Origin of the sequence: Rhizobium lentis, assembly GCF_014200175.1 — a bacterium.
Lineage (GTDB): Bacteria > Pseudomonadota > Alphaproteobacteria > Rhizobiales > Rhizobiaceae > Rhizobium > Rhizobium mulingense.
On the sequence record NZ_JACHBD010000001.1, the window covers coordinates 176,798 to 202,414 of the forward strand.

Annotated in this window: 30 protein-coding genes and 1 pseudogene; 15 read left to right on the plus strand and 16 right to left on the minus strand. The window is 60.8% G+C overall.

What is annotated here, in order from left to right:
- Positions 1-88 precede the first annotated feature (88 nt).
- Positions 89-1,141, minus strand: a complete 1,053-nt coding sequence (locus tag GGI60_RS00865; RefSeq protein ID WP_183913380.1) for an alpha/beta fold hydrolase — start codon at positions 1,139-1,141, stop codon at positions 89-91.
- A gap of 346 nt (positions 1,142-1,487) precedes the next feature.
- Here GGI60_RS00865 and GGI60_RS00870 point away from each other — a divergent pair, with 346 nt between their 5' ends.
- Positions 1,488-3,263, plus strand: coding sequence for a cytochrome c biogenesis protein DipZ (locus GGI60_RS00870; protein WP_183913378.1), 1,776 nt, complete (start codon positions 1,488-1,490; stop codon positions 3,261-3,263).
- A gap of 54 nt (positions 3,264-3,317) precedes the next feature.
- Positions 3,318-4,076: an alpha/beta fold hydrolase gene (locus GGI60_RS00875; RefSeq protein WP_183913376.1), complete on the plus strand. Its 759-nt coding sequence runs from the start codon at positions 3,318-3,320 to the stop codon at positions 4,074-4,076.
- A gap of 83 nt (positions 4,077-4,159) precedes the next feature.
- Here the strand turns inward: GGI60_RS00875 and GGI60_RS00880 are convergent, their stop codons facing one another.
- A complete protein-coding gene (locus GGI60_RS00880) occupies positions 4,160-6,298 on the minus strand; it encodes an OmpA family protein (protein WP_183913374.1) in 2,139 nt (712 codons plus the stop codon).
- 331 nt (positions 6,299-6,629) lie between these two features.
- Between GGI60_RS00880 and GGI60_RS00885 the strand changes: the two genes are divergently transcribed.
- The 4 genes from GGI60_RS00885 to GGI60_RS00900 all read left to right on the plus strand — a co-directional run bounded on the left by GGI60_RS00885 (position 6,630) and on the right by GGI60_RS00900 (position 9,575).
- Positions 6,630-7,403, plus strand: coding sequence for a transporter substrate-binding domain-containing protein (locus GGI60_RS00885; RefSeq protein ID WP_183913372.1), 774 nt, complete (start codon positions 6,630-6,632; stop codon positions 7,401-7,403).
- A gap of 113 nt (positions 7,404-7,516) precedes the next feature.
- Positions 7,517-8,323, plus strand: coding sequence for an ABC transporter permease (locus tag GGI60_RS00890; protein ID WP_038689396.1), 807 nt, complete (start codon positions 7,517-7,519; stop codon positions 8,321-8,323).
- The gene (locus GGI60_RS00895; protein WP_183913370.1) at positions 8,320-9,150 is read left to right on the plus strand and encodes an ABC transporter permease; all 831 of its coding nucleotides are present in this window, start codon (positions 8,320-8,322) and stop codon (positions 9,148-9,150) included. Before GGI60_RS00890 ends, GGI60_RS00895 begins: the two co-directional genes overlap by 4 nt.
- Before the next feature lie 158 nt (positions 9,151-9,308).
- Complete coding sequence (locus GGI60_RS00900) at positions 9,309-9,575, plus strand: usg protein (RefSeq protein WP_183913368.1); 267 nt, start codon at positions 9,309-9,311, stop codon at positions 9,573-9,575.
- Here GGI60_RS00900 and GGI60_RS00905 read toward each other — a convergent pair whose 3' ends face one another.
- A complete protein-coding gene (locus GGI60_RS00905) occupies positions 9,576-10,301 on the minus strand; it encodes a DUF2270 domain-containing protein (RefSeq protein ID WP_183913367.1) in 726 nt (241 codons plus the stop codon). It abuts the gene before it with no gap.
- Between the two features lie 134 nt (positions 10,302-10,435).
- Between GGI60_RS00905 and GGI60_RS00910 the strand changes: the two genes are divergently transcribed.
- The 4 genes from GGI60_RS00910 (at position 10,436) to GGI60_RS00925 (ending at position 12,852) form a co-directional block, all read left to right on the plus strand.
- The gene (locus GGI60_RS00910) at positions 10,436-11,254 is read left to right on the plus strand and encodes a class I SAM-dependent DNA methyltransferase (RefSeq protein ID WP_183913365.1); all 819 of its coding nucleotides are present in this window, start codon (positions 10,436-10,438) and stop codon (positions 11,252-11,254) included.
- A gap of 100 nt (positions 11,255-11,354) precedes the next feature.
- Entirely contained in the window at positions 11,355-12,041 is a 687-nt protein-coding gene (locus tag GGI60_RS00915) for a glutathione S-transferase family protein (protein ID WP_183913363.1), read from the plus strand.
- Entirely contained in the window at positions 12,038-12,379 is a 342-nt protein-coding gene (locus GGI60_RS00920) for an ArsR/SmtB family transcription factor (RefSeq protein ID WP_183913361.1), read from the plus strand. The genes GGI60_RS00915 and GGI60_RS00920 overlap by 4 nt, the downstream gene beginning before the upstream one ends.
- Positions 12,376-12,852: an SRPBCC family protein gene (locus GGI60_RS00925; RefSeq protein ID WP_183913359.1), complete on the plus strand. Its 477-nt coding sequence runs from the start codon at positions 12,376-12,378 to the stop codon at positions 12,850-12,852. The genes GGI60_RS00920 and GGI60_RS00925 overlap by 4 nt, the downstream gene beginning before the upstream one ends.
- A gap of 18 nt (positions 12,853-12,870) precedes the next feature.
- On the opposite strand, the gene GGI60_RS00930 is transcribed toward GGI60_RS00925, so the two are convergent.
- From GGI60_RS00930 to GGI60_RS00955, 6 genes are all read right to left on the minus strand, one after another.
- Positions 12,871-13,311, minus strand: a complete 441-nt coding sequence (locus GGI60_RS00930) for a DUF1801 domain-containing protein (protein ID WP_183913357.1) — start codon at positions 13,309-13,311, stop codon at positions 12,871-12,873.
- A 45-nt stretch (positions 13,312-13,356) separates the two neighbouring features.
- Positions 13,357-13,836 carry a DUF1801 domain-containing protein gene (locus tag GGI60_RS00935; protein WP_183913355.1) on the minus strand — a complete coding sequence of 160 codons (480 nt, stop codon included), beginning with the start codon at positions 13,834-13,836 and terminating at the stop codon, positions 13,357-13,359.
- Positions 13,827-14,039 carry a hypothetical protein gene (locus GGI60_RS00940; protein WP_183913353.1) on the minus strand — a complete coding sequence of 71 codons (213 nt, stop codon included), beginning with the start codon at positions 14,037-14,039 and terminating at the stop codon, positions 13,827-13,829. Before GGI60_RS00940 ends, GGI60_RS00935 begins: the two co-directional genes overlap by 10 nt.
- A 60-nt stretch (positions 14,040-14,099) precedes the next feature.
- The gene (locus GGI60_RS00945; RefSeq protein WP_183913351.1) at positions 14,100-14,510 is read right to left on the minus strand and encodes an SRPBCC domain-containing protein; all 411 of its coding nucleotides are present in this window, start codon (positions 14,508-14,510) and stop codon (positions 14,100-14,102) included.
- Positions 14,507-14,830, minus strand: a complete 324-nt coding sequence (locus GGI60_RS00950; RefSeq protein WP_183913350.1) for an ArsR/SmtB family transcription factor — start codon at positions 14,828-14,830, stop codon at positions 14,507-14,509. Before GGI60_RS00950 ends, GGI60_RS00945 begins: the two co-directional genes overlap by 4 nt.
- Before the next feature lie 255 nt (positions 14,831-15,085).
- Positions 15,086-15,460, minus strand: a complete 375-nt coding sequence (locus tag GGI60_RS00955; RefSeq protein WP_183913348.1) for a hypothetical protein — start codon at positions 15,458-15,460, stop codon at positions 15,086-15,088.
- 158 nt (positions 15,461-15,618) lie between these two features.
- Here GGI60_RS00955 and GGI60_RS00960 point away from each other — a divergent pair, with 158 nt between their 5' ends.
- The 4 genes from GGI60_RS00960 to GGI60_RS00975 all read left to right on the plus strand — a co-directional run bounded on the left by GGI60_RS00960 (position 15,619) and on the right by GGI60_RS00975 (position 18,557).
- On the plus strand, positions 15,619-16,488 hold the full coding sequence (locus tag GGI60_RS00960) for an NAD(P)-dependent oxidoreductase (protein WP_183913346.1): 870 nt from the start codon (positions 15,619-15,621) through the stop codon (positions 16,486-16,488).
- The gene (locus tag GGI60_RS00965) at positions 16,485-17,168 is read left to right on the plus strand and encodes a DNA alkylation repair protein (RefSeq protein WP_183913344.1); all 684 of its coding nucleotides are present in this window, start codon (positions 16,485-16,487) and stop codon (positions 17,166-17,168) included. The genes GGI60_RS00960 and GGI60_RS00965 overlap by 4 nt, the downstream gene beginning before the upstream one ends.
- A gap of 165 nt (positions 17,169-17,333) precedes the next feature.
- Positions 17,334-17,618, plus strand: a complete 285-nt coding sequence (locus GGI60_RS00970; protein WP_246720280.1) for a hypothetical protein — start codon at positions 17,334-17,336, stop codon at positions 17,616-17,618.
- 501 nt (positions 17,619-18,119) lie between these two features.
- Complete coding sequence (locus GGI60_RS00975; protein ID WP_183913342.1) at positions 18,120-18,557, plus strand: CBS domain-containing protein; 438 nt, start codon at positions 18,120-18,122, stop codon at positions 18,555-18,557.
- 179 nt (positions 18,558-18,736) lie between these two features.
- Here GGI60_RS00975 and GGI60_RS00980 read toward each other — a convergent pair whose 3' ends face one another.
- The 6 genes and pseudogenes from GGI60_RS00980 to GGI60_RS01005 all read right to left on the minus strand — a co-directional run bounded on the left by GGI60_RS00980 (position 18,737) and on the right by GGI60_RS01005 (position 23,589).
- Positions 18,737-18,904, minus strand: a complete 168-nt coding sequence (locus GGI60_RS00980) for a hypothetical protein (protein WP_183934451.1) — start codon at positions 18,902-18,904, stop codon at positions 18,737-18,739.
- 274 nt (positions 18,905-19,178) lie between these two features.
- Positions 19,179-19,929, minus strand: a pseudogene (locus GGI60_RS00985) (LysR family transcriptional regulator); the annotation flags it as partial.
- Between the two features lie 195 nt (positions 19,930-20,124).
- A complete protein-coding gene (locus tag GGI60_RS00990) occupies positions 20,125-21,147 on the minus strand; it encodes a porin (RefSeq protein WP_183913340.1) in 1,023 nt (340 codons plus the stop codon).
- Between the two features lie 689 nt (positions 21,148-21,836).
- Complete coding sequence (locus tag GGI60_RS00995) at positions 21,837-22,325, minus strand: Lrp/AsnC family transcriptional regulator (RefSeq protein WP_004678404.1); 489 nt, start codon at positions 22,323-22,325, stop codon at positions 21,837-21,839.
- A gap of 69 nt (positions 22,326-22,394) precedes the next feature.
- Positions 22,395-23,027: a uracil-DNA glycosylase family protein gene (locus tag GGI60_RS01000; protein ID WP_183913338.1), complete on the minus strand. Its 633-nt coding sequence runs from the start codon at positions 23,025-23,027 to the stop codon at positions 22,395-22,397.
- A 4-nt stretch (positions 23,028-23,031) separates the two neighbouring features.
- Positions 23,032-23,589, minus strand: a complete 558-nt coding sequence (locus tag GGI60_RS01005) for a thermonuclease family protein (RefSeq protein WP_183913337.1) — start codon at positions 23,587-23,589, stop codon at positions 23,032-23,034.
- Between the two features lie 106 nt (positions 23,590-23,695).
- On the opposite strand from GGI60_RS01005, the gene GGI60_RS01010 reads away from it, so the two are divergent.
- Positions 23,696-25,231, plus strand: coding sequence for a HAMP domain-containing sensor histidine kinase (locus tag GGI60_RS01010; protein ID WP_183913899.1), 1,536 nt, complete (start codon positions 23,696-23,698; stop codon positions 25,229-25,231).
- A 1-nt stretch (position 25,232) separates the two neighbouring features.
- Here the strand turns inward: GGI60_RS01010 and GGI60_RS01015 are convergent, their stop codons facing one another.
- Positions 25,233-25,616, minus strand: coding sequence for a diacylglycerol kinase (locus tag GGI60_RS01015; protein WP_183913334.1), 384 nt, complete (start codon positions 25,614-25,616; stop codon positions 25,233-25,235).
- Position 25,617 lies beyond the last annotated feature (1 nt).

Consider the following 25,617-nt stretch of genomic DNA (forward strand, 5'->3'; position numbering starts at 1 on the left):
CCGCGCCCACCGCCTCGGTCATGATACCGAAGCGCAGACGCGACCTACGCATATTCCGCCGGCCCGTGCAACGAGCCACTGCCGCCGATCAGAAGTGATCGACGTCGATGACCGCCTGGGCAAAGGCCTGCGGCGCCTCCTGCGGCAGGTTGTGGCCGATGCCGCCGCCGATCGTGCGATGCTCGTACCTGCCGGAGAACTTTTCGGCATAGGCGGAGGGCTCCGGATGCGGCGCGCCGTTGGCATCACCCTCCATGGTGATCGTCGGCACCGAAATCATCGGCAAGGCGGCAAGCTTCTTTTCATAGGCGTCGTATTTCGCCTCGCCTTCGACCAGCCCCAGGCGCCAGCGATAATTGTGGATGACGATGTCGACATGGTCCGGATTGTCGAAGGCGGCAGCAGATCGGTCGAAGGTCGCATCGTCGAAATTCCACTTCGGCGAGGCCGTCTGCCAGATGAGCTTTGCGAAATCATGCGTGTTGCTGGCATAGCCCAGACGGCCACGTTCGGTGGCGAAATAGAACTGGTACCACCATGCAAGCTCGGCTTTCGGCGGCAGCGGCTTCTCGTTGGCTGCCTGGCTGCCGATTAGGTAGCCGCTGACCGACACCATCGCCTTGCAGCGCTCCGGCCAGAGTGCGGCCATGATGTTGGCTGTCCGCCCACCCCAGTCGTAGCCGGCAATCACCGCCTTCTGGATCTTGAGCGCATCGAGCAGGGCGATCATATCGGCGGCGAGCGCCGAAGGCTGGCCGTTACGAGGCGTTTTGTCGTTGAGGAACCGGGTCGTGCCGTAGCCGCGCAGATAAGGTATGATCACGCGGTAGCCGGCGGAGGCAAGCAGCGGCGCGACGTCGACGAAACTATAAATGTCATAGGGCCAGCCGTGCAGCAGCAGGACCACAGGACCGTCCGTCTTGCCGGCTTCGGCGTAGCCGATATTAAGCACATCGGTCTTGATCTGCTTCAGCGCTTCGAAGGACGTATGGGTTCCCCTCTTCACGTCGGGCATGGCTCCGGCCGAAGCCGGCGCGGTCTGGGCAGCGGCGATGCCGGTCACGCCGAATTCAACCGCCGCAAGGGCGACGGCTGTCATGCCGAAGAAGCGGCGGCGGTGATGGTTGATTTGCTCTGACATGGGTCTCTCCTGTCGAATGGATCACGGTGCTCAGAAGACGTTCGGCTTGTATCGCCCGTATGTCGCAAGCCGCGGTTTTTGAATGCGAATGTAACCCCGGCCCGCCGAGATACATTCTGATACAATCGCCGCCCTGCCTTCGTCCGAGCGCCGGGTGCGTCAGCCCCTCTGCGGATGAGGCAGTTTGTATTCTTTTGTATCGCTTCCGCCCCAGCGCAATAGTTCGGTACATTTTCCCGCCAAACCAGACACACCGGAGATACCTCCGCCCGGCTACATCGCGTCGTTGCTGGTTCAGGCCCATCGCCGTCCAGAGCCCGACCAATCGGTTTCAAAGGAAACGATGATGACACTTCTGATCATTGCCTATCTCGGAGGCATGCTGACCATACTCAGCCCCTGCATCCTCCCCATCCTCCCCTTCGTCTTCGCCCGCGCCGGCCAGCCCTTCGTCAAAAGCACGTTACCGATGCTGGCAGGCATGACCGCCACTTTCGCGCTGGTCGCGACACTTGCTGCGGTCGGCGGCAGCTGGGCCATTCGCGCCAATGAATATGGCCGCCTTGCCGCGATCGTTCTGATTGCCCTCTTCGGCGTGAGCCTGCTTTCGCCGCGCTTTGCCAGCACCCTCGCCCGTCCGATCGTCGACCTGGGAAATAACCTCGTGAACGCCAGCGGCGGCGGACGCACGGCGCCGACGGTTAGGAGCGCCCTCATTCTCGGCGTCGCGACCGGCCTGCTCTGGGCGCCTTGCGCCGGGCCGATCCTCGGTCTCGTGCTGACGGGTGCTGCCTTGCAGGGCGCCAACCTTGAGACCAGCTTCCTGCTCGTTGCCTATGCAGCCGGTGCGGCGACCTCCCTTGCCGTCGCCTTGTCGGCCGGCGGAAAGATATTTGCCGCCATGAAGCGCTCGCTCGGTTTCGGTGATCGTATTCGCCAGGTGCTTGGCGCTGCCGTGCTCGCAGGTGTCGCCATCATCGCCCTCGGCCTCGACACCAGCCTACTGTCCCGCCTCTCCTACGCCAGCACCGCGTCTCTTGAACAGGCCGTGCTCGACCGGCTGCATGCAAAGGAGCTCGCCGCTGCACCCTCCGAGGTCGCGAGCAACGACGCGACGCTCGTCGCGGTCGATGCGAAGAAGCCTTTCCGCAGCGATCTCCCCGTCGAGGGTTATGCGCCCTCGCTCGACGGCGCGGTCGAATGGCTGAACTCGAAACCCCTGACGACAGCAGAGCTGCGCGGCAAGGTGGTGCTCGTCGACTTCTGGACCTATTCCTGCATCAACTGCATTCGCACGATCCCCTACACCAAGGCCTGGGCGGAAAAATATGCCGATCAAGGTCTCGTGGTGATCGGCGTCCACGCTCCGGAATTCGCCTTCGAAAAGAAGATCGATAACGTCAAAAGCGCGATCAGTGACTTCAAGATCGGCTATCCCGTTGCCGTCGACAATGACTACAAGATCTGGCGCGCCTTCGAGAACAGCTACTGGCCGGCCGCCTATCTGATCGACGCCAAGGGCCAGATCCGCTATCATCATTTCGGCGAAGGCAATTACGGCAGGACCGAAAAGGCCATTCAGGACCTGCTGCGCGAGGCCGGCAGCCAAATGACGGCGACGGCGCCCGCCGTACCGAATGCCAAGGGCGTGGAAGCGGCTCCCGACCTCAGCAATATCCGCTCCGGCGAGACCTATCTCGGCTATGGGCAGACGGCAAATTTCGCGTCGCCCGAAGGGCTGCAGGCCGATACGCCGCAGAACTACTCGATTGCCGAGCCCGGTCTCAACGCATGGGGCCTCTCCGGTACCTGGACCGTCGGTAAGGATCAGGCGACGCTCGACCAGCCGGGCGGCGGCATCGCCTATCGCTTCAGCGCCCGTGACCTGCATCTCGTGCTCGGACCCGGTGCCGACGCAAAACCGATCCGCTTCCAGGTATCGATCGATGGCAAGCCGCCAGGATCCGATCACGGCTCCGACATCGATGCCGACGGCAACGGCACGGTCACCGCGACCAGGCTTTACCAGCTCGTCCGCCAATCCGGCACCGTCGCCGCCCGCAACTTCGAGATCCGCTTCCTCGATCCCGGCGTCCAGGCCTACGCCTTCACCTTCGGCTGAACCCAAGACCGTTCCACACCCCGCTCTTCAACATCGACCACAAGGAGTAACCTCATGAACAAGCATCTGACTTTCATCGCAGCCTTTGCCTTTGCCACCGCCGGAATCGCGTTCGCAGCCGAGGCTGCCTCGGTGAAGAACATCGTGATCGTCCACGGCGCGCTGGCCGACGGCTCGGGTTGGCGCAAGGCAACCGAGATCCTCGAAAAGCGCGGCTTCAACGTCACCATCGTCCAGGAACCCCTCACCTCGCTCGACGACGACGTGGCCGCGACAAAACGGGTTCTCGACCTTCAGGAAGGACCGACGCTCCTCGTCGGCCACAGCTACGGCGGCATGGTGATCACCGAAGCCGGCAACGATCCTCATGTCGCGGGCCTCGTCTATGTCGCAGCCTTCCAGCCCGACGAGGGCGAAAGCCTGCTGAGCCTCGCCAGCTCAAAGCCGGCCGGCAGCATGGATATCAAGGAAACGAAGGACGGCAAATATCTATATCTCGACCCCGGCGCCTTCGCGGCGGATTTTGCCGCCGACCTTCCAAAAGCCGAGGCCGACTTCCTGGCAAAGTCACAAGTCTTCGCCTCGAAACAGGCCTTCGCGGCCAAGATCGCAGAGCCGGCATGGCGGACGAAGCCGAGCTGGTCGATCGTCGCCACTCAGGATCGCGCCATCAACCCGGATCTCGAGCGCGACATGGCAAAACGAGCCGGCAGTGACGTGACCGAAATCAAGGCCAGCCATGCCGTTTTCGCATCCCAACCGGAAAGAGTCGCCGACGTCATCGAAAAGGCGGCGAAGAGAGTCGGCGAGTAGGACTTCAAGTCTCTTCTCCCCCGCGGGGAGAAGAGGGAGCAAGCCTGTTGCCCCTCTCCACGACTGGAGAGGGGCAACAATATTTACTGGTTGGCGGCGACCGGGCGCACCAGCGGGGTAACGCGGCGGATGGTGACGCGGCGGTTTTCCTGTTCGGGACCTGATGTGTTCACCTTCAGGTAACGCTCGCCGTAACCCTGCGTCGCCATGTTTTCCGGCGGGATGCCGTAGACGTCGGTGAGCACGTTAGCGACCGATTCCGCGCGCTGGTCGGAAAGAACCAGATTGCTCTGATCGCTGCCGACGGCATCCGTGTGCCCCTCGATCAGGAAGGTCTCGCTCGGATCCTTCTTCAGCACCTGGCTGATCGCGTCGGCAACCTTGCGCAGGGTGCGCGCCTGGGTCATCGGGATATCGGCGCTGCCGGTCGCGAAGGTGATCGTGTCGAGGTCGATGCGGCGCACCTTGTCGCGGATACGCGCCGAATACTTCACCTCGTCGAGCGAATAAACCCGCTCCACCGGCTCCACGGGCGGCTCGCTCAGGAACTCATAGTAGTCCCGGTCCGGGTCGCTGCGCGTATCGATGATGTAATCGCTGAGCGGCACCCGCAACCGCATTGGAGGCAGATCGGCGCCCGGATCTTCGAAATAGCCGCGGTCCGGATCTTCGTAGAGATCGGGCGAGTAATAGAGGACGGATTCGCGCCCGCGGGCATCGATGCGCGACCGCTGGATAATATCGCCGTAACGGTTGCGGATCGTCACGATGCGATAGCCCTCCGGCCGTGTAATCGTCTCGCGATAGCGACTGTCGGGCAGCTCTTCATAAATCGGCCGTTCGCCGTCGCGCAGGAACCGTCTGTCGTCGTCGCTGCGCACGATTACCTGATTGTTGTATTGAATGATCACGCGATTGTCGTCGGTTTGGTCGTCAACGCGGGCGCCCTCGGGACGGACGAATCGCGGCCGCTCCTCTAGTCTGGTGCCCTTCTCCCTGGTCACCGCCTCGAGCTTGATCGTCGCCGGCGCCTTATCGGCGGTGGCCGCCTGCGCATCGGCATCCGAGGTCGGCACCTTCACCTCCTGGCTCTCGGCGCGCACCTTGTCGCGGTCGCGGCGGCCTTCACGGCCCTTGCTGCGGTCGGCATCCTTGTCGCTGTCGAGCACGGCGGCGCCATTCTCGACCGGCAGCACGACGGTCTCGTTGCTCTTGGCCGGATCCGCGGCAACCTTCTTGCGGCGTTCCAGTTCCTCGGGAGAAACCTTTTCCGGTGCCGGAATCGCCTGCTCGACCTGCTGACCGCCGCTGGCATCCGGCGCTGGCTGGGCCGTTTCGGTGCTGGGCGCAGCCGGCTTTTCGCCGGCAGGCTGCTCAGCGGCAGGCTTTACGGCCGTGCCTTCGGCGGGTTTTTCGGCGGGCGCAGCTTCCGGAGCTGCCGCCTTGTCTTCGGTTTCCTTCTCCGCGGGTGCGGCAGCCTCACCCTTCTTCGGTTTCTTCTCAGCAGGCGTTTCGGCCGTGGGTTTTACCTCCGGCTTGGCTTCGGGCGTGGTCTGTTCCTCGGCGGGCGCCACCGCTTCGGGAGCGGCAGTTTCGCTCTTCGCCTTAGCCTTATCCCGGCCTTTTTCCCGCTTGCCGCCTTCGGGCTTCGCCTCGGGCTGCGCCTGCTCCGTCTCCGGCTGAGCTTCCTTGGCGGCCGGCTGCTGTTCGGGCTCCGGCTGGACATCCGGCTCGGCCTGTTTCTTCGGCTTCCTCGGCTTTTCCTGCGTTACCGGCTGCTGCTCCTGCTGGGGCTCGGCGTCCGGCTTGGCCTCTGGCTGGGCTTCCTTCTTGGTTTTGCGCTCGGGTTTGCTTTCGGCCTGCGGGGCCGGCTCTTCCTTCGGCGCGGCTTCGGCCTTCGGCGGCTCCGGCTCTGCCTTGGGTTCCGGCGCTTCCTTGCGCTCGGGCTTCGGTTTTTCGGCGGGCGCCTCCTTCGGCTGTTCCGCGGCCGGCGCCTGCTCGGCCGGGGCTTCCTCCTTCTGCTTGCGCTTCTTCTTCAAGAGCTCTTCCTCGGAAGGCGCGTCCTGCGCCACTTCGAAACTGCCCTGTTCCGCCTGCTGCACGGCCGCGGTCGGCGTCGTGCCGTCGCGGACAGCAGCCATCGTCGTGGCAGGCTGGAGAGCCAGCGATAGGGAAAGCAGCGGGAAAGCTGCACTCGCAAACAATCTAGATTTCTTGCCCATCTGGTTTCCTCGATCCTGTTTGAGCTTCCTGAAGGCCCACAGGCCTTGATTCGCCCCTAGCTTCGCAATGAGGCGAAACGGCGAATTGGCAAAGCGCCAAGCCGCCGATTTGTTCCGGTTCTAGGAAGCGCGGGATTAACCTCCCGTGAATGTTGCAGTCTGCTTTCGTTCATCTCGCCTGTTATTTGCACCGCACAATTGCGCGGGAATTTGTGTTGCAATTCCATGAAAAAAAGTCTGATTATCGCCCTAAGGCGGTGTCGACACCGTTGAATAGCGGCCGCGAGTCCGAGAGAAAAACAGACAGCGGCCACCAACAGAGAGGATCCTCATGTTTAACTCCACCCGCATCTTCGCGGCAGCCTCGATCGCGGCAATGTCACTCTTTGCCGGCTCGGCCATGGCCGATGGCGAAAAATACGTGATCGGCACCGATTCGACCTATCCGCCCTTCGAATTCGTCGATGCCAGCGGCACGATTCAGGGCTTCGACATCGATATCGCCAAGGCGCTCTGTGCCGAGATGAAGGCCGAATGCAGCTTCGTCAGCACCGATTGGGATGGCATCATTCCGGCGCTCAACGCCAAGAAATTTGACATGATCGTCTCTTCCATGTCGATTACGCCGGAACGCCTGAAGCTCGTCGACTTTTCCAACAAGTACTACAACACCCCGCCGGCGATCGCCGTGCCGAAGGACTCCAAGATCACCGACGTTGCTGGGCTCAAGGGTAAAGTGATCGGCGCGCAGACCTCGACGACGCACGCCAACTACGCCGAGAAGCATCTGGCCGACACCGAGCTGAAGCTCTATCCGACCGCTGACGAATACAAGCTCGACGTTTCCAGCGGCCGTGTCGATGCCGTCATCGACGACGTCGTCGTTCTCTCCGAGTGGGTTAAGTCCGACGCCGGTGCCTGCTGCAAGATCCTGACCACCCTGCCGGTCGATAAGGAAATCAACGGCGAAGGCGCCGGCATCGCCATCCGCAAGGGCGATCCGCTCAAGGAAAAGCTCAATACGGCGATCGCTGCGATCCGCGCCAGCGGCGAGTACAAGAAGATTCAGGACAAGTACTTCGACTTCGACGTTTACGGCGAATGAGAAATTCGGTATCTGGCCGGTAAAGCGAATGGCGGAAGGCTTGCTCTTCCGCCATTTTTGTTTGACAACGGTGACAAGATTAAAACGGCAAAAGCCGTGAGGGGAATACTCGCATGGGCGGATTATTTTCCGCGCTCGGCTCCTTCTGGAGCTCACTTGTTCACATTTTCGATCCGCTGTGCGGACCCGTTGGCATCTTCACCTGGTTTGGTCAGTCGACGATTCTTGCCTGCGGCGATACTGGCTGGGGCGACGAAATCGCCCTCGGCTTGCAGGTCACCGTTTCGGTGGCGATCGTCACCCTGCCGATCGGCCTCGTCATCGGTTTTCTCGTGGCGCTCGGCCAACAGTCGGAGGAAAAGCCGCTGCGGCTGGCCGCCGGCATCTACACGACGATCTTCCGCGGCCTGCCGGAGCTTTTGACGCTCTTCATCATCTATTACGGCATGCAGATGCTGATCCAGTCCCTCCTCGAGCTTGCCGGCTATGTAGGCCCGCCGATCGAGATCAACGCTTTTCTCGCCGGCGTGATCGCGCTGTCGGTCGTCTTCTCCGCCTACTGTTCGGAAGTGCTGCTCTCGGCTTTCCGCGCCATACCCAAGGGCCAGTATGAGGCGGGAGACTCGCTCGGCCTTCATCGCGGCCGCACACTGCGGCTCATCATCCTGCCGCAGCTCGTACGAATCGCACTCCCCGGCCTGACGAACCTCTGGATGGTGCTGCTGAAGGACACGTCCTATGTCTCGATTATCAGCCTTGCCGACATCCTGCGCCAGACGAGCGTCGCCGTGCGGGTGACCAAGGAACCCTTCTTCTTCTACGGCATCGCCTGCTGTCTCTATCTGGTGCTCGCCATCCTCTCTTCGTTCCTGCTCGTCCGCATCGACCGCTGGGCCAAACGTTCCGAGGTCCGCCGATGAGCTATGCCGAAGCCTTGATCCCGCCGCAACCCGCCCCCCGAGAGGTGGCAAAGCCGATGACGGCGGCACGCCTCAGCGGCTATATCCTCGTTGCCTTCTGGGCCCTCTTCGCAGCACTGCTGATCTTTACCGTCGTCAAGGGCTGGGATCCGGACAAATTCTCCCGCTATGGGCCGCGTTATCTACACGGTCTCTGGGTGACGCTCAGCCTTGTCGCCATCTCCGTCGTCTGCGGCGCCATCCTGTCGCTGCCGCTCGCCATGGCGCGGCTGTCGAAGAACCGGGTGCTCAACTGGCTCGCCTATGGCTACATCTATTTCTTCCGCGGCACGCCGCTGCTTGCGCAGCTCTTCCTGGTCTATTACGGCCTCGGCGTTTTTCGTCCACAGCTGGAAGCCATCGGCATCTGGTGGTTCTTCCGCGAAGCCTGGTATTGCGGCCTCTTTGCCATGACCATCAATACGGCAGCCTATCAGGCGGAAATCCTGCGCGGCGCAATCGAGAGCGTGCCGCACGGCCAGCGCGAGGCGGCCGCCGCACTCGGCATTCACAAGGCCATTGCCTTCCGCAAGGTCATCCTGCCCCAGGCCTTCATCGTCGCGCTGCGCCCTTATGGCAACGAAATCATCCTTCTGATCAAGGGCTCGGCGGTCGTCGCCATCATCACCGTGCTCGATCTGATGGGCGAAACCCGCTACGCCTTCTCCCGCACCTTCGACTACCAGACCTATCTCTGGGCGGCGATCTTCTATCTCACCATCGTCGAGGCGCTGCGCCATCTCTGGGCGTGGATCGAGCGTCGGCTGACCCGCCATCTCAAGCGCTGACTGGCAGCACTCGCGGGGCCGTGCTGCCAAGCCATTGATATTAAAAATGAATTGCCCTTTCCGGAAGTGTCTGTAAAGTTTCCGTTAACCACTCGCATGTTTCCATATCACGTAGCGCTAATAGGCGCGCGAGTGGGAACGAGAACAAGCGGAATAAAATGCACACGGACATGGAAAGACAATTACAAGGTTACGGCCTCACCACCGCCCAAATCCTCTACCGCCTGCCGGACCACCCGAGGATCCTGCAGACCTACGTCTGGCAGGATTACGATCTCGCCCCGGATTTTCCCGAGATGCGCGGCTTCCTGAAATTCTGGCAGGAGAAGCTCGACGGACCGCTGCATTCGGTGCGCTACGTCCACCGCAAGCTGATCTCGGCAACCGAGTGGCGCGCGCTGAAGGGTGAGTTCATCCTGCACTGATCAGACATGCGCCTCGCCATGGCCGAATTCGCCCTCGTCACGATCCGGACGCAATGCGAAATAGAGCATGCCGAAATAGAAGGCGACGACCGCAGCAATGACCGCAAGGCCGGGGATCGGCCCAAGCACGGCATTGTCGATAACATAAGCCCATGAATGCGCCTGCAGCGCCGGCGTGCCCTCTGTTTGCAGTTTCGGCGTCGAGATCTTCAGGCACCAGGCTAGCAGCAGGATGAAATACATCCAGCCGTAATTGCGCTTGAGACGGCGATGCATCGCCTCGCCATAACTCAGCAGGAAGCGCGGATGGCGCAGGCTGCCGGCGATCACCGCGGCCCAATCGCTGCCGCTATTGGGGTCGGGCGCCAGAATTTGCGCGAAATAGCAGCGCTCGATCTGGCGGATGCGGGCGCGGTATATGTCGAAAAAGCGGTAGCGCCGCGCCTCGATCATCAGAAGCAGCGTGATCAGCATCATCCCGAACAGCAGCACGCCATGATGCGAGGTCGGAGTCGACAGCGATACCGAGAGCAGCGCCGCCACCACGGTGATCGCCCAGTTGGATGTCCGGTCGATGCGGTCGCGCCAGCTCGTCATGCGTCCGAGCTCGCCACGGTAATAATGGACGAGCGTATTGGTGGTCTCGCCGGGCGTACCGGGCAGCAGCGACCTCCGCGCATCCTCTCTTTCCCTTATCGACAATATTCTGTCCTGCTCGGTCTCCATGATTTTCCTCCCTTCGTCTCCCTTTCGGCTGCCTCTCATAGGGCGCCCGACCATTCTGCGCCTGCAGCCACGCCATTGCAAAAGATTGAAAGCCGCCTTAGAGCCGTGCCTGAAACAGAAGGATAATGACCGCGATGGCAAAGAAAATCGACGAAGAAGCCCTTGCCGAGGCCTATAACCGTGCACTGGCGCTGGAAAAGGCCGGTGATGTCGATGCGGCCGTGGCGGCCTATGAGGAAGTACTGACAATCGATCCGGACGACCACGGCGGAGCCGCCGTGCGCATCGCCGCGATGGGCCGCGGTGAAACGCCGGCCAAGGCGCCCGACGCCTATATCGAGACCTTGTTCGACCAGCATGCCGAGGTCTTCGAGGACGTGCTCGTCGAGCAGCTCGGCTATCATGTGCCGATGCTGGTCCGCCAGCGCCTGCAGCAGCTGAAGCTCGGACCATTCAAGCGGTTGCTCGACCTCGGCTGCGGCACGGGTCTGACCGGCGGCGCCCTGCGCGACCTCTGCGAAGACATGACCGGCATCGACATTTCGGAAAAGATGGTCGAGATCGCTCATGAGAAGGATCTCTACGAGACGCTCTTCGTCGCCGAAGTCGAGGATTTCCTCGAGGACAATGACGAGGAAGCCTTCGACATCATCACCGCAACGGATGTGCTGCCCTATCTCGGGGCGCTCGAACCGTTGTTCTTCGGGACCGCCGAGAATCTGACGGCGGGCGGCCTCTTCATCTTCTCCTCCGAAACCCTGCCCGAAGAAATTCTCGCCGGACGCGCTTACATGGTCGGCCCGCATCAGCGCTTCGCCCATGCCGACGCCTATGTGAGAGAGCGGCTGACGGCCACCGGTTTCGAGCTTGTCGAGATATCGGATATCAATGTGCGGATGGAAGATGGACAGCCGACGCCCGGCCATCTGGTAATCGCCAGACATATCGCCTGACGGAATACTTGCATGCTCGGCGAAGTATCTCTTGCGTGATGTGCGGCTAGCTGTTACTTAGTCGATCGGTAAAGTTTTTCCAAATTGGAAAGGTCGCCCCGTGTCGCTTGTGCTTTATGGGCATCCGCTCGCCTCCTTCTGCCACAAAGTATTGATTGCGCTTTACGAAAACGGCACGCCCTTCGAAAACCGTCTCGTCGATCTATCCGATGAGAACTCGCGTGCCGATCTCTTCCGCTTCTGGCCGATCGGCAAGATGCCGCTGCTGCGCGACGAGGCCCGCGACAGCACCATCCCCGAGACCTCGATCATCATCGAATATCTCGAGCAATATTATCCCGGCCCCGTTCGCCTGCTGCCGCTGGAGATCGACCGGGCGCTGCAGGTCCGCCTCTGGGACCGCTTCTTCGACAACTATGTCCAGGCACCGATGCAGTCGCTGGTCAGCAATCGTCGCCGACCCGAGGGCGAGGCGGATGAGATCGAGATGGCCGCCTCCCGGTCGACGCTTGGCACCTCCTACGCGATGATCGAAAAACAGCTGGCCGGCAAGCAATGGATATCCGGCGACGATTTCACCATGGCCGATTGCGCCGCCGCCCCGGCCCTCTTTTACGCCGAGACGCTGATCCCGTTTTCACCGGAACAGCCCAACCTTAGCGCATATTACGATCGGCTGCTGACGCGCCCATCCTTTGCAAGAACGCTGGAAGAAGCCCGGCCCTATTTCAAGTTCTACCCTTATAAAGAGAGGCTGCCCGCCTGCTTCCGGGATGCAGCGGGATGATCGACGACCAGGCGGATCTCGACCGCATGTTCCACGCGCTTTCCGACCGCAGCCGCCGGGGCATGATCGACCGCCTCGGCCGCGGCCCGGCTTCCGTCACCGAGCTCGCGGCGCCGCTCGCCGTCGCCCTGCCGACGGTAATGAAACACCTGCAGGTGTTGGAAGACAGCGGCCTCGTATTCTCCGAAAAATCCGGCCGGGTGCGGACCTACCGCCTGCAGCAGGATGCGTTTGCCGCCGTCGAGCGCTGGGTGGAACAGCGAAAGACCCGCTGGACCACCGCCTTCGACAGGCTGGACCAATTTCTCGCCGATGAGCCGGAGACCCTCCCCGAATGACGACACGATCCACAGAACACGCCACCCTCGTCATCGAACGCCACCTGAAGGCGTCCGTCGCCCGCGTCTTCCGCGCCTGGTCGCTGCCGGATTCCAAGCGCCAGTGGTTCGCCTGCCACGGCGATTGGGTGCCGCTGGAATACGGCCTGGATTTCCGTCCCGGTGGACTGGAGAGAAATTATGTCGCCGATACGGAAGGGCTCCTGCACGCCTATGACGCCCGTTACATCGACATCGTGCCCGATGCGCGGATCATCTACGCTTATGAGATGAAGCTCGGCGAAGCCCGCATCTCGGTCTCACTCGCCACCGTCGCCTTCGAAGCCGAACCCGGCGGCACAAAGATGGTCTTTACCGAACAAGCGGTGTTTCTTGACGGATATGCCGACAACGGCGCCCGTCTTCAGGGCACCGAAATCGGCCTCGACAATCTCGAACTCTTTCTCGAGCGCGAAACAAGCCCGATCCATTAGCAAGTTTCAGATATTACATCACTTTTTAGAACGAGAGGCCTTGGCTGACATGTTCAACGCGGCGGCGGCGCGAACGAGCGCCTTCAACGCCTCCTCGTCGATCTTGTCGCTCTCGTGGATATCGATGGCGCGCCGGGTGTTGCCTTCGAGGCTGGAGTTGAAGAGTCCCCAAGGATCCTCAAGCGCGGCACCCCTGGCAAAGGTCAGTTTCACCACGCTCTTATAGGTCTCGCCGGTGCAGATGATGCCTCCGCACTCCCAGACCGGAACCCCTCGCCACTTCCATTCCTCGACAACGTCAGGCTCGGCCTGCCTGATCAGCGCCCGGACCCGCGCGAGCGCCTCGCCGCGCCAATCCTTGAGCTCCTCGATCCTCGCATCGATCATTTGGGAGGGCGAGGCTTCTTCGGCCTGCTGCCCGGAACCGCTCTTCTTCATGCTTGCCGTCGCTTTCTTCATGATTGTCTCTCTTCATCGGCCCAGATGTCGATGACATCGCTGCGGTCACATCCGCTCTCCGGGCAATCGGCTGGCCTGCTCCACCCAGGCGGTCAACTGGGCTTCATCGATGTCGTCATCCTCGCGGATGTCGAGGTAACGCACGTCTTTCTGCTTGGACGCGCCCGGCGGCGGAGGATCGAGCAGGGCGCCGCGGAAGAAGACCACCTTGACGTATCTCGTGAAGCAATGGACGCCGAGGAACCAGCCCTGCCCTTCGATGCCATAGAAGGGAGAGTTCCATTTGACTGCCTTGGATACGCCAGGCACCGTGGCGGTGATGATCCCATCGAGGCGACGACCGATCTCGCTTTTCCAGCCGGGCATCGCCGCGATATAGGCTTGCACGGGCGCGTCGCCATGGCCTTTGGCGATCTGCGGGTTGCCACCCGACAGCAGCTTCGGCGTCGCGGCCGGTTCGGCGGCCGTCTTGCTCGTCACCTTGGCCGCCGTCTTGGATCTTTTCTCGGTCGCATTCACTCCCATCTCCCGCACCACCTCGCGGCATAGGGCAGCAGGAACAGGTAAAGACCGGTCAGCATCAACAGGCGGAGCGGCAACAGCGCCAAGAGGCCTACCCAGATGGTCGATTTCTCCTGCAGCACGGCGATGATATTGACGGTGACAGCCGCCGTAAAGGCGACGGACAGCCAGCGATGGATTTGCCGAAAGCAGGTGTTCCAGTTCAAAGGGACCTCCTATCCCGGGAAAACGAGCTTTAGCGACGGACGATCCGCCCTTCGACGATCTCACTCCGACCGCGCCAGAACTTGCTCCAGATTTGCAAAGAACTGCGTCCACCCGCTCCTGGCGCCCCCGTAAGCCTGCCGCTGATCCGGCCGGAAGCCAGACTGCTCCATCCGCAAATGTGTGCCGGTGCCGGTTGGGGTGAGAGTCCAGGTGACCACGCTTTCCAGCCCATAGGCTTCCCAGCTATAGGACAGGGTCTTGTTCGGCTCGACTTCCAGGACCCTGCAGTCGACAGAGCCCCAATCCGCGCTGAAACTGAAACGATGATCGATGGCGGGCTTAAAGTCGCTCTTCATCAGCCACTCCTGAAGCAGGTGCGGCTGAGTGAGCGCCCGCCAGATCTTTTCCGAGGGATAGGGCATTTCCCGCTCGATGACGACGGAGCGCGTTTCTGTCGATGTGTCGGTCATTGATCCATCCTTTTCAGCAAATCTTCGAGAGCGTTAAAGCGGCTTTGCCAGAAGCCGGCCATCTCGCGCGTCCAGTCGACCAGCGGCGCCAGCGCGCCAAGCTGCGCACTGTAATGCGTCTGCCGTCCTTCGTGGCGGTCGCGCACCAATCCGGCCTGCTTCAGTATTCCAAGATGCTTCGAAACAACCGGCTGCGACACGCCGGCCTGGGCCGTCAGAGCCCCGACTGTCTTCTCCCCTTCGCGGCACAGCCGCTCGAACAGAGCCCGCCGCGTCGGATCGGCAAGCGTCCTAAAAAGCACGTCGTGAGCATCTGGCATTGGCGATTCATATCTCTGGGGCTATGAATTTACGTATAGCTGTCGAGGCATACGTGAATCAAGCCGCAAGCACGCTGCGAGATTCCTATAGAACCAAGTAGGAAGAGAACCAGAGCCTTGCGGCGCATCGAAACGGAGAGTTTACATAGCTCTACAGCTATGTATAGAAGCATCTCACATCGATCGCACCGCCGCTGCGACAGGCAGATATTCGGCAGCAGCGAGCGCACCGCCGCACCAGCCCGATAAACTGCCTCAAGAACTCTCCGGACGCTCGGCCTCCAGCCGCTCCCGAATGAAGGCGGGACCACCGGCAAGACGCGCCGCAAGCAGGCTCGCGGGATCGACCAGACGCCAGTAGGGCGTCACCGCCGAAACCGGCTCGCCCGCCGCCAACGCGCCGAAGGACAGTTCGGCGACGGCTCGCAAATGCCGCTGCACTGTCACCGGGCAGCAGGCATCCGCCCCGTATTGGGCGGCGAGGCGGCGGCGGAGGGCGCCGAGATCGGTGTGAACACCTTGCGGTGCTGATCGGATCTGCTCCGCGACCATCTGCTGCGACGGAATGAGCATCGCTTGCATGCCACTGCGGCCCTTGCGCCGCTGCTTGATCGTCGGACTTTCGCTCATGCCGTCCCCCGGAGTATTGTGCCTTCCTGCAATCTAGGGCTGGATCGAACGACGGCCAGCCTCACGTCAATCGACGGGAAGTCGCTTCTGATGGCTTTTCTGCTCCCGCCGTTTCGGTTAATCCTCGGGGCCTCTCACTCAGGAAAAGGATAGGACATATGGCTAAAGTCGCGTTCATCGGTCTCGGCGTCATGGGCTTTCCCATGGCCGGCCACCTGAAGATCAAGGGCGGCCACGATGTTACCGTCTACAATCGCACCGCCGAGAAAGCCGCCGCCTGGGCTGAGAAATTCTCCGGCAAATCCGCCCCTACCCCGGCTGGGGCCGCGGAGGGGGCCGATTTTGTCTTCGTCTGCGTCGGCAACGATGAGGATCTCCGATCGGTGACATCAGGCGATAGCGGCGCTCTGCACGGCATGAAGCCTGGATCGGTGCTGATCGACAACACCACCGCCAGCGCCGAGGTCGCTCGCGAACTTTATGCAGCGGCAAAGCAAAAAGGTGTCGACTTTATCGACGCTCCGGTTTCCGGCGGCCAGGCCGGCGCCGAAAACGGTGTCCTGACCGTCATGTGCGGCGGCGACGAAGCCGTTTATGAGCGCGCCAGGCCCGTCATCGAAGCCTATGCCAGGATGGTCGGCCTGATGGGGCCGGCAGGCTCCGGCCAGCTGACCAAGATGGTCAACCAGATCTGCATCGCCGGCCTCGTCCAGGGACTCGCCGAAGGGCTGCATTTCGGCAAGCGCGCCGGCCTCGATATCGAAAAGGTCGTCGAGGTGATCTCAAAGGGTGCGGCAGGCTCCTGGCAGATGGAAAACCGCCACAAGACCATGAACGCCGGCAAATATGATTTCGGTTTCGCAGTCGACTGGATGCGCAAGGATCTGAGCATCGTGCTCGCCGAAGCCCGCCGCAACGGCGCCAAATTGCCAGTCACAGCCATTGTCGATCAGTTCTACGGCGACGTGCAGGCGATGGGGGGCAATCGCTGGGACACCTCCTCGCTGCTCGCCCGTCTTGAGAAATGATCGGCCCCTCCTCCGATCCGGCAGAACTGATCGCGCATCTCGAAACGCTGCGCTCGGAGGAGAATGTCGCCGGCATGGCGCGCTTCGGCATCGTCACCGGTCGCGCTCTCGGGATTTCCAATCCCGATATCAGAGCGGTCGCCAGATTGGCGAAGAGGGATCACGTCAGGGCAATGCAGCTCTGGCAAAGTGATATCCGCGAAGCCCGCCTGCTTGCCCTGTGCACAGCTGAGCCGAAACGGCTGACCGCGGAAGAGGCCAGAAGCTGGGCCAATGATTTCAATTCCTGGGAGATCGTCGACTGCGCCGCCGATCTCTTCGTCGAGGCCCGGCTGGACGAACTCATACCGGAATTCGCCGCCGACGCGCGCGAGTTCGTTCGCCGCGCCGCCTTCGCCATGATCGCCGGCGCCGCCGTCCATCGGAAGAACGAGAGCGATATGACTATCCTTGCCTGGCTGCCCCTGATCGAGGCGCATTCCGGCGATTCCCGCAACTTCGTTCGCAAGGCCGTCAATTGGGCCCTGCGCAGCATCGGCAAACGCAATCGCGGCTGCCATGGCCCGGCACTGCGGCTGGCGAAGCTTCTGGCCGAAACTCCGGATAAAACCGCCCGCTGGATCGGCAGGGACGCGGTCAGGGAGCTGAGCGCCGAAAAGCTCGTGGCGCGGCTGAAATAGCGCGATGCCGCATGTTCCGCAAAAGCATGCAGCGGTTTTGCAACAATCACATGCGCAAAAACAAGGCGCTAAAGTAGCGAATCAACCAAGATTCAAAAATCACGCCCGGCAGCAATTGATCGGTCGGCCACATGGTCGGGTACCAGGCTTGAGCCGGAACCTAAAATGGAACCTGTCGCTGCGCGCGAGGTTGATAAGCAGGAGGATTCAGTTATGGCCAAATGCGACCAGTGCGGCAACGATTATGACAAGGCCTTCCAAGTAAATCTAGGAAATGAAACCTACACCTTCGACAGCTTCGAGTGCGCTATTCAGAAACTCGCTCCGGCCTGCCCGCATTGCGGCGTCCGGATCATCGGGCATGGCGTCGAGCAGGGCGACATCATTTATTGTTGTGGGCATTGCGCCGAGCAGGAGGGAGCCGACGCTCTTACCGATCGCGCGCCTTGAGACCGTCTTCGGTCTCTGCCTTATTCCGACGGCCTATGCGGGTGCCCTTTGTCGTTTGGGTTCTGTGCCGGCGTCTCTCTTGTATCTCGTGGCGGATGCTGGCGATCGTCAGACTCCGCGGGGCCGCCTGGTCGTCGGAACGGTGGACAGGCTGCCCTTTAGGGTCGATCCGTTTGGCGGGGGCAGCAATTTTTCTGGACATCGCCAGTTCCTCTAGCTTTACGACAAGAACCGATTGCTCCTCCGAAGGTTCCGAGGCCAGAAGCGCTGCTTGGTTCGGAATCGATGTCACTAAACTGCCGATGTCGAGGATGCCGTCATGAGGAGGAGAAAGAAGAGATATACTCCGGCACAATTTTCACGGTTTGCGTCGAGTCAATTTCGACGACGTCACTCCGGCACGCATAAAGCCGACCGGTCTGGGCAGGAACGTTTCCCAACGGCGCGCGTTGATTCTCCTTATCCCGTGCGAGAGGCGCGGGCAGCACCAGGGAGGTTATCATGAAAGTCAGCAATTGCATGACCACAGACGTGCAGATCACCGATCCCGAGCACACTTTGCGAGATGTTGCCTCAATGATGGGACGTCTCGACGCCGGCGTTCTCCCGGTGGGCGAGAATGACCGGCTGGTCGGCATGATCACCGACCGCGACATCGCCATTCGTGGCGTGGCAGAAGGCAAAGGCCCCGACGCAAAGGTCCGCGACGTAATGAGTACCGATGTCAAATACTGCTTCGATGACGAAGATATCGAAGACGTCCTCCACAACATGGGGGATCTTCAAGTGCGGCGCTTGCCCGTGCTGAACCGAAGCAAGCGGCTGGTCGGCATCATCTCGCTTGGCGATCTCGCCATGAAGGGCGAGACGATGGAAACAGGCAAAGCACTGAGCGGCATTTCGCAACGCGGCGGTGCACATTCACAGACGGCCCACTGACGGTCCGCGTAGCGCCACAGAAAGCCGTCCACGAGCCGGCGGTCATCTGCTCATTCAACTCTCGACTCTCGCTCCATTGCTTTGGCGCGAGAGTTCTGCAATCGCACATCAGGAGGCTTCATATAGCTCCGTTGTTATGGCTCGAGCCCAGTTGGAAAGAGCTTGGTTTGCTTCTGTTTTTACCGAGAACTTGGCACCTCAGCCGAGGTTGAACTACTATTCGGCTCCGGTTGTTGAATCACCGGCGGTGGCTCGTCGCTACCGCGATCAAATGGCTTGATCGCCAGGATACCGAGTATTGAAGCAATCATTGCTCCGATAATGACGATCATCAGCATTCGCATCATCAGGGACTCCACCGCCCAGGATTCAACATTGGTCGAGGCAGATCGTTCCTCTGATTGTCCGTACCGCATGCTTGTCCGTGCCGCGGTAACCGCCCAGCTTCAGTGCGGGCTGTCCGACTTGAACGATGACAGGCCGCCGCTCCTCGAGCTTTTTCCCGCCTACCTCGTGCCTGGTCGTCTGAGAGCTACCCATACCCGGCTGAAGCCCCAAATTAGATCGACGGCCAGATCTTCGGCAAAGCACACCTATAGGGCCGAGGCTTTCGCCTGGCCGTCAGTGATGCCTGGATTTTTCGACCAAAAAATCGATCGGCACTTTTACCGCCGGCGGCATGCCCCTGGCCGTCGTGAAAACGATATAAAACTCGCTTTCTTCCGACTGCCATTCCGGCAGCACCCGCACCAGCCTGCCAGCCTGAAGATCCGCCTCACAGGCACTTTCGAGCAGCAGTCCGAAGCCGAGGCCGGCGCGGGCTGCATCGAGAATGGCGGTCATGCTGCGGCAAGTCAGCCGCGGCTGTTGCCGGATGACCCGTTCGTCATCATTCGGGCCGATGAGTTCCCTGGTATGGAACGACACCCATGAGATCATCGCCAGCGTCGGCTGATCGGCGAGTTCGTCCACGCAATTCAACCCACCGCTGCGCTCGACGAGCGACGGACTTGCGACGAGGACGCACCGCGTCCGGTCGAGCTTGCGCATCGTCAGGCTTGTCTGCGTCTCCGGCTCGTTGGTCGCCTCACCTCGAGATCAATCCGTTCGTTGATGAGATCGGGCGCCGGTCGGAGCCAATGATCTGCAACTTGATCTTGGATAACGTTCGACGAATTCAGGCAGTATCCCGCCCACGGAGATGTCGACAAGACCGAGCGGGTAGGCCATCCGCACCACGCCCTGCGGGTCGGACTGGGCCTCAGTGACGGGTCGAACGCTCTATCAACCGTGCGCCGAGCCCGTCCTCAAGGCGGCTGACTCGCCTGCTGAGTTTCGAACGGGGTATCTTCAGATCGCGACTGGATGCCGACGTGCGATACGCAACATGCCGGTCGGCCTGCCTGGATGGCGATCAAAAAAACTGCCATGAAGATGGGAGCAAAAACGCTGCAAGGACGGTCCGGCAGGGAAGACCGGACCCGTCCCCGTAGCTGATCGGAGGTCACTCGGATCAGAAACTGATTGAGTGCCCCCGGTCAGGAGACCGGGAGCATCATTAAGTCGATTAGAACGAACGCTGCAGGCGGAAGTAGCCAGACGTCGAGTCGTCGCCGTTGTCCGGATCGAGGTACTGAACCGAAGCCTTGGCGTAGAAGTTGTCGACGATCTGGTAATCAACCGTCAGACCAACCTTCCAAGCGTCGTCATTGCTGAAGTCGTCGCCGGAAGCGTAGTAGTCACCGTAGTACTGGACGCCAGGAGTGATCTTGAGCTTGTCGGTTGCCTTGATTGCGTATTCGGCAGCGACAGCCCATTCAGCTGCGGAGTAGTAGGAGTTCGGGCCGGAGGAGTATACGGCAGCGAGGCCGAGCGTACCGGGACCGATTTCAACCGTACCCATTGCACGGACAGCGCCGTCTTCGTTGTCGAAGTCCCAGCCGCCGGTGACCTGGTAGCTGAACGCGCCAGCGGTGCCGCCAATGCCGAAGGCAACGCCAACGTTGTTCGGGCCTTCGTCGGACTTATAGAAGCCGTCTTCCAGTTCGTCGACGCTGATACCAGCGTAGAAGGTGCCGCTTTCATACTGATAGCGGAGGGAGTTGTGCAGCGTTACGATCGAACCGATGTCGTCGGTTTCGCCGGAGAGGCCGTCGTCCCACCAGCTGTAGAAGAGACCGGCGCGGAAGCCCGCGACGTCGAGGTAAGCGGAGTCGAGGATGGCATCCTGATCCGAAGCGTTGTCAGCATTGAACTGCATGACGATAACGCCGGTCAGCGGACCGTACTCGGTGTCGCTCTTGGCCGTGAACTGAACCTGGCCGCGTGTACGGGCATCCCAATCCGAATCGTTGCTGAGCGAGCCGTTGAGCGGCTGATCACCAACGTCAACCTGGAAACGGATGTAGCCTTCGATCTTGAGGCAGGTTTCGGTGCCCGGGATGTAGAAGTAGCCGGTGCCGTAAGCGTCGCAGACGCGAACATATTCAACCGGTTCCGGCTCGGCAGCAACGATAGCGTCAGCTGCAAGAACCGGCGTCGATGCAGCAAATGCTGCTGCTGATGCGAGCAAAACCATTCTGATGTTCATTTACCAATCCATTCCTTTGTCGATCGGGGCTGGCTTCCAATCGGGTAGTCGATTTGAAGCCGGCCCAGTTTGAACAGCCATCTCGGCGTGCGGATCGATCGAACCGCCAAACCGTCATCACATACAAGGCTCTCTCAGGCAATTCTCGATGCAGGCGAGAAGGATCAGGTTCAGCAACTTTCCCCGCAAACGTGATTTTTATACAACAACTCCAGATATTTAGCCAAAAAAAACACGACAAGCGACCCCGCGACGGAAACCTCCATCGCCGGCCGCAAACGCTACCTGCATCGTCAAATTCTTCACCGCCCGACCCCCTGTCGGACATATTGGTAAAGCCTAAAATCTACCGCCCGCTAATGAACATATACAAGGCAGCGGTGTAGAACATGATGTCCTGAATTCGATACCAATGAGACAAAATGATGACATGACCCTCACTGATGTCACATATCATAGCCTCGCAATCGTTACTAGGCTATATACTTTTTGGCGAAAACGGAGCCATTTTTCGCGTTTTTTCCGGCTTTTACTGCAATTGCGACCGCTTTCTCGGGAAAGCCGCATTTCGCCCCGCACATTCCTGCATGCAGTCGAATCGCCTGAGCGGCCAGACTCAGGCGTGACATACGCGACCGCGCCTATCGTCCAGATACAACCTATTCGCGCAATCGCAAATCACACCGGCGTCAATCCTCGTTGGACTTGGCGTTCTCGAGAATCATGTAGTCCAGCGGCAACTGCGTCGAATACTTGATCTGCTCCATCGCGAAGGCGGAGGAGACGTCGCGAATCTCGATCTTTGCGATCATCCGCTTATAAAAGGCGTCATAGGCTGCGATATCGGGCACGACGACTCGCAAGAGATAATCGACATCACCGCTCATCCGGTAGAATTCGACAACTTCGGGGAATTCCGCGACCACCTCGGAAAAACGGCGCAGCCACTCGATCGAGTGGGTAGCCGTGCGAATCGACACGAAAACCGTGACCTTGGTGTTGACCTTCTCGGGATCGAGGATGGCAACCCGACGCTTTATGACGCCGTCTTCCTCCATTTTCTGGATACGGCGCCAGCATGGCGTCGTCGACAGCCCCACTTTCTTGGCGAGGTCAGCAACGGCAAGGGTTGAATCTTCTTGCAGCAGACGCAGTATTTTTCGGTCGAGGCGGTCCATGCGCACGTCAGTCCTTTCGAATTTTTTTCTTTGTATACCTCGATTCCGCGCGACGAAAAGAATTTTGTTTCAGGAAAGCAGCATTTTTGCCCGTGCCCGCAAGACAGGAAGCAATTCTTCCTCGAACCAGGAATTGCGTTTCAGCCAGCCGCTGTTGCGCCAGCTCGGATGCGGCAACGGCAGCACCGCCGGCGATCGGCCGGACATAAGGCTGTCGCGCCACCCCCGCACCGTCTCGGTCATACCGGCCTGGCTTCCGCCGGCCATATGCCAGGCCTGTGCATATTGACCGATGACCAGCACCAGTTCGATCTGCGGCATCGCCGAAATGACTCTTTGCCGCCAGAACGGCGCACATTCGCGACGCGGCGGCAGATCTGCCCCCTTACCGTCGTAGCCGGGAAAGCAGAAGCCCATTGGCACGATGGCGAACCGGTCGCGGTCGTAGAATGTTGCGCTGTCAACACCGAGCCACGATCGCAGCCGGTCGCCCGAGGCATCGTCGAATGGCAGGCCGCTCTCATGCACGCGAAGTCCGGGCGCCTGCCCGGCGATCAGGATGCGGGCGTTCGAAGAAATCACGACCACCGGCCGCGGCTCGTGCGGCAACCGCCGCGCGGCGCCCTTTGCCGGCGCGTCGCGACAGATGCGGCAGGCGGCGATTTCACGTCGCAAAATTTCCAGCTCGGCTTCGTCGGTCATCGCTTTACTCCCATCCGACGATCCGCCCGATGAGGCGCAGCGCCGCGTCGAAACCGGAATTCTGGCGGGCATGGTCGCGCACATCGCGCGGCCGTTCGAAACTTCCGGCCCACATCCCCGCCTTGGCAACCCTCGCTTCGGCCTCCTCCTTGCCGTACCCGCCATAGGAGATGGCCATGCCCCGCCGGACCATGGCGGCATTGATGTCTCCGCCTGCCCCATCGCGGCAGACGACGAGCAGCCTCTCGTAACGGTCGCGCCGGCTGCCCTGGCAAAGCGTTCCCGATACCAGCACCATCTCCTGCAGCGCCTGGCGCGCAGCGCGCCCGCAAGCCCAGACCGCTCCCGCCCGCTCGCAGCTCTGATTAAGCTCCGGTGCATCGATGCCTTCGAGACGGAAGCGTTCCCGCCCCAAAGAAAGACTGTCGCCATCGGCGGCATGAAAGGCGCCCGCATGCTTTGTGGCCGCAGTATCGTTGACCTTGGCGGCGATCAGCGCCAGGAGCGCCAGGAGGGCAAAAGCGGTTACGCCGTCGCGAATCAGGCGCAGGCCCCGTGTCACGCTTTCGCCTCCTTAAAAAACAAATCCTTGGCAAAGATGGCAAACATCTTCTTAAGAATTGCCGGTTAAGCTCTTATCCACCCTGGGATGAAGTTTCAACGTGCACATGAGTACCGGCGTAAGCACATCGACCGACAAGATTATCGTCGACAGGTCGCGCACCCACCGCAACAAGGCCGTTTCCAAGGCCGTGCGGCAGACGCGCGAACGTCTTCAGTCCGGCCATGCGTCCAATTCCTCCTTCGACCGTGATGTACTTAAGATGTACATCGCGTCGATGCTGCAGGGCGCGACGATCATGCCGCTCTTTGTCGTCATCATTACCGCCCTCGGCGTTTATTTCACCCAAGACACTCGATTGCTCTTCTGGGCGCTGCTGACGCTCACCTGCCACACTGGCAATATTCTGTTGGCGCGGCGCGCGCGCCGCCAGGAAATCACCTCCGAGAGCGCCCGCAAATGGCGCCGCCTGCTGCTCTCCGGCCAGTTCCTGGTCGGCTGCTGCTGGGCCGTCTTCGCGCTGCAGAGCTGCGACACCTGCGAGCCGTCGAGCTTCATTCTCTATAAGGGCGCAACATTGCTGATTGCGCTCTCCGTCACGGCGATGTCGAATTTCATGCTGACGCCTGCCGTGCTGGTCGCCTTCGCACCGGCGGTCCTGGCGCTTGGCGCGAAGAGTGGCCTATCGCGCGACCTCCTCGAAATCAGCCTGACCGGGTTGTTCACGACCACCTTGGTCTTCTTCAACTACATCAGCGACCGGCTCTTCAAATCGAACCTCAGGATCCTTTCCTATCAGTCGGAGAAAGACGACCTGATCGCCGAGCTGGAAGTGGCGAAATCGATGTCTGACGAGGCGCGTCGTCGCGCCGAGGAGGCAAACCTCGCCAAGTCCCGCTTCCTTGCCTCCATGTCGCACGAACTCAGGACCCCGCTCAACGCCATTCTCGGCTTTTCCGAGGTGATGTCGGCAGAAGTCATGGGGCCGCTCGCCAATCCGACCTACAAGGAATATGCCGGCGATATTCATCGCTCCGGCCAGCATCTGCTTGATCTCATCAACGAAATCCTCGACCTGTCGCGCATCGAGGCCGGCAAATACGAACTGAGCGAAGAGGCGATCTCGCTTCTCGATATCACCGAAGATTGCATCGGCATGGTCCAGCTGCGTGCGCGCGCCAAGAATATCGCCATTTCGGATCAGTTCGAGCGGCAGTTGCCGGCCATCTGGGCGGACGAGAAGTCGATGCGCCAGGTGGTGCTCAACCTTCTCTCCAATGCCGTCAAATTCACGCCGCAGGGCGGCGAAATCCACGTCAAGGTCGGCTGGACGGCCGGCGGCGGCCAGTACATCTCGATCAAGGATAACGGACCCGGCATTCCGGAAGAAGAGATTCCCGTTGTGCTCTCGGCCTTCGGCCAGGGCTCGATCGCCATCAAGAGCGCCGAGCAGGGCACCGGCCTCGGCCTGCCGATCGTCCAGGCGATCCTTGCCAAGCATGACGGACAGTTCCTGCTGAAATCGAAGCTGCGCGAGGGCACAGAGGTCATCGCCATCCTGCCCGCCAAACGCGTGCTCCAGAGCCTGCCGGCTGTCGAAGAGGCTCAGGCCGTCGCGCGCAAGCGCAAGAGCTTTGCCTGATTCAACCAAAAAACAGGTGTTTGCCGAGAACGAATCCGAGATAGAGACAGCAGGCGGCGATCATGCAGGTCACCGCGAAGGAGCCGAGATCCTTGGCATGTTTGCCGACGATCGAAATCTCCGGTGAAATCCGGTCGATCACTTCCTCGACGGCTGTATTCATCGCCTCCATCGAAAACAGCCCGAGAAATAGCAGAACCGCGATGACGATCTCGCCGGCGCTTGCCCCGACCAGCGCCAGCGCCACGAGCGACACGAAGAAGAATCCGAGCTCCTGGCGGAAGGCCGCCTCTTTCAGCACACGCAGAAAGCCCGCCCAGGAATAGCTGGCAGCGGCGATGAAATGCCGAAATCCGGTCTCTTTCGTCACCGCAGGCTTGGTCAAT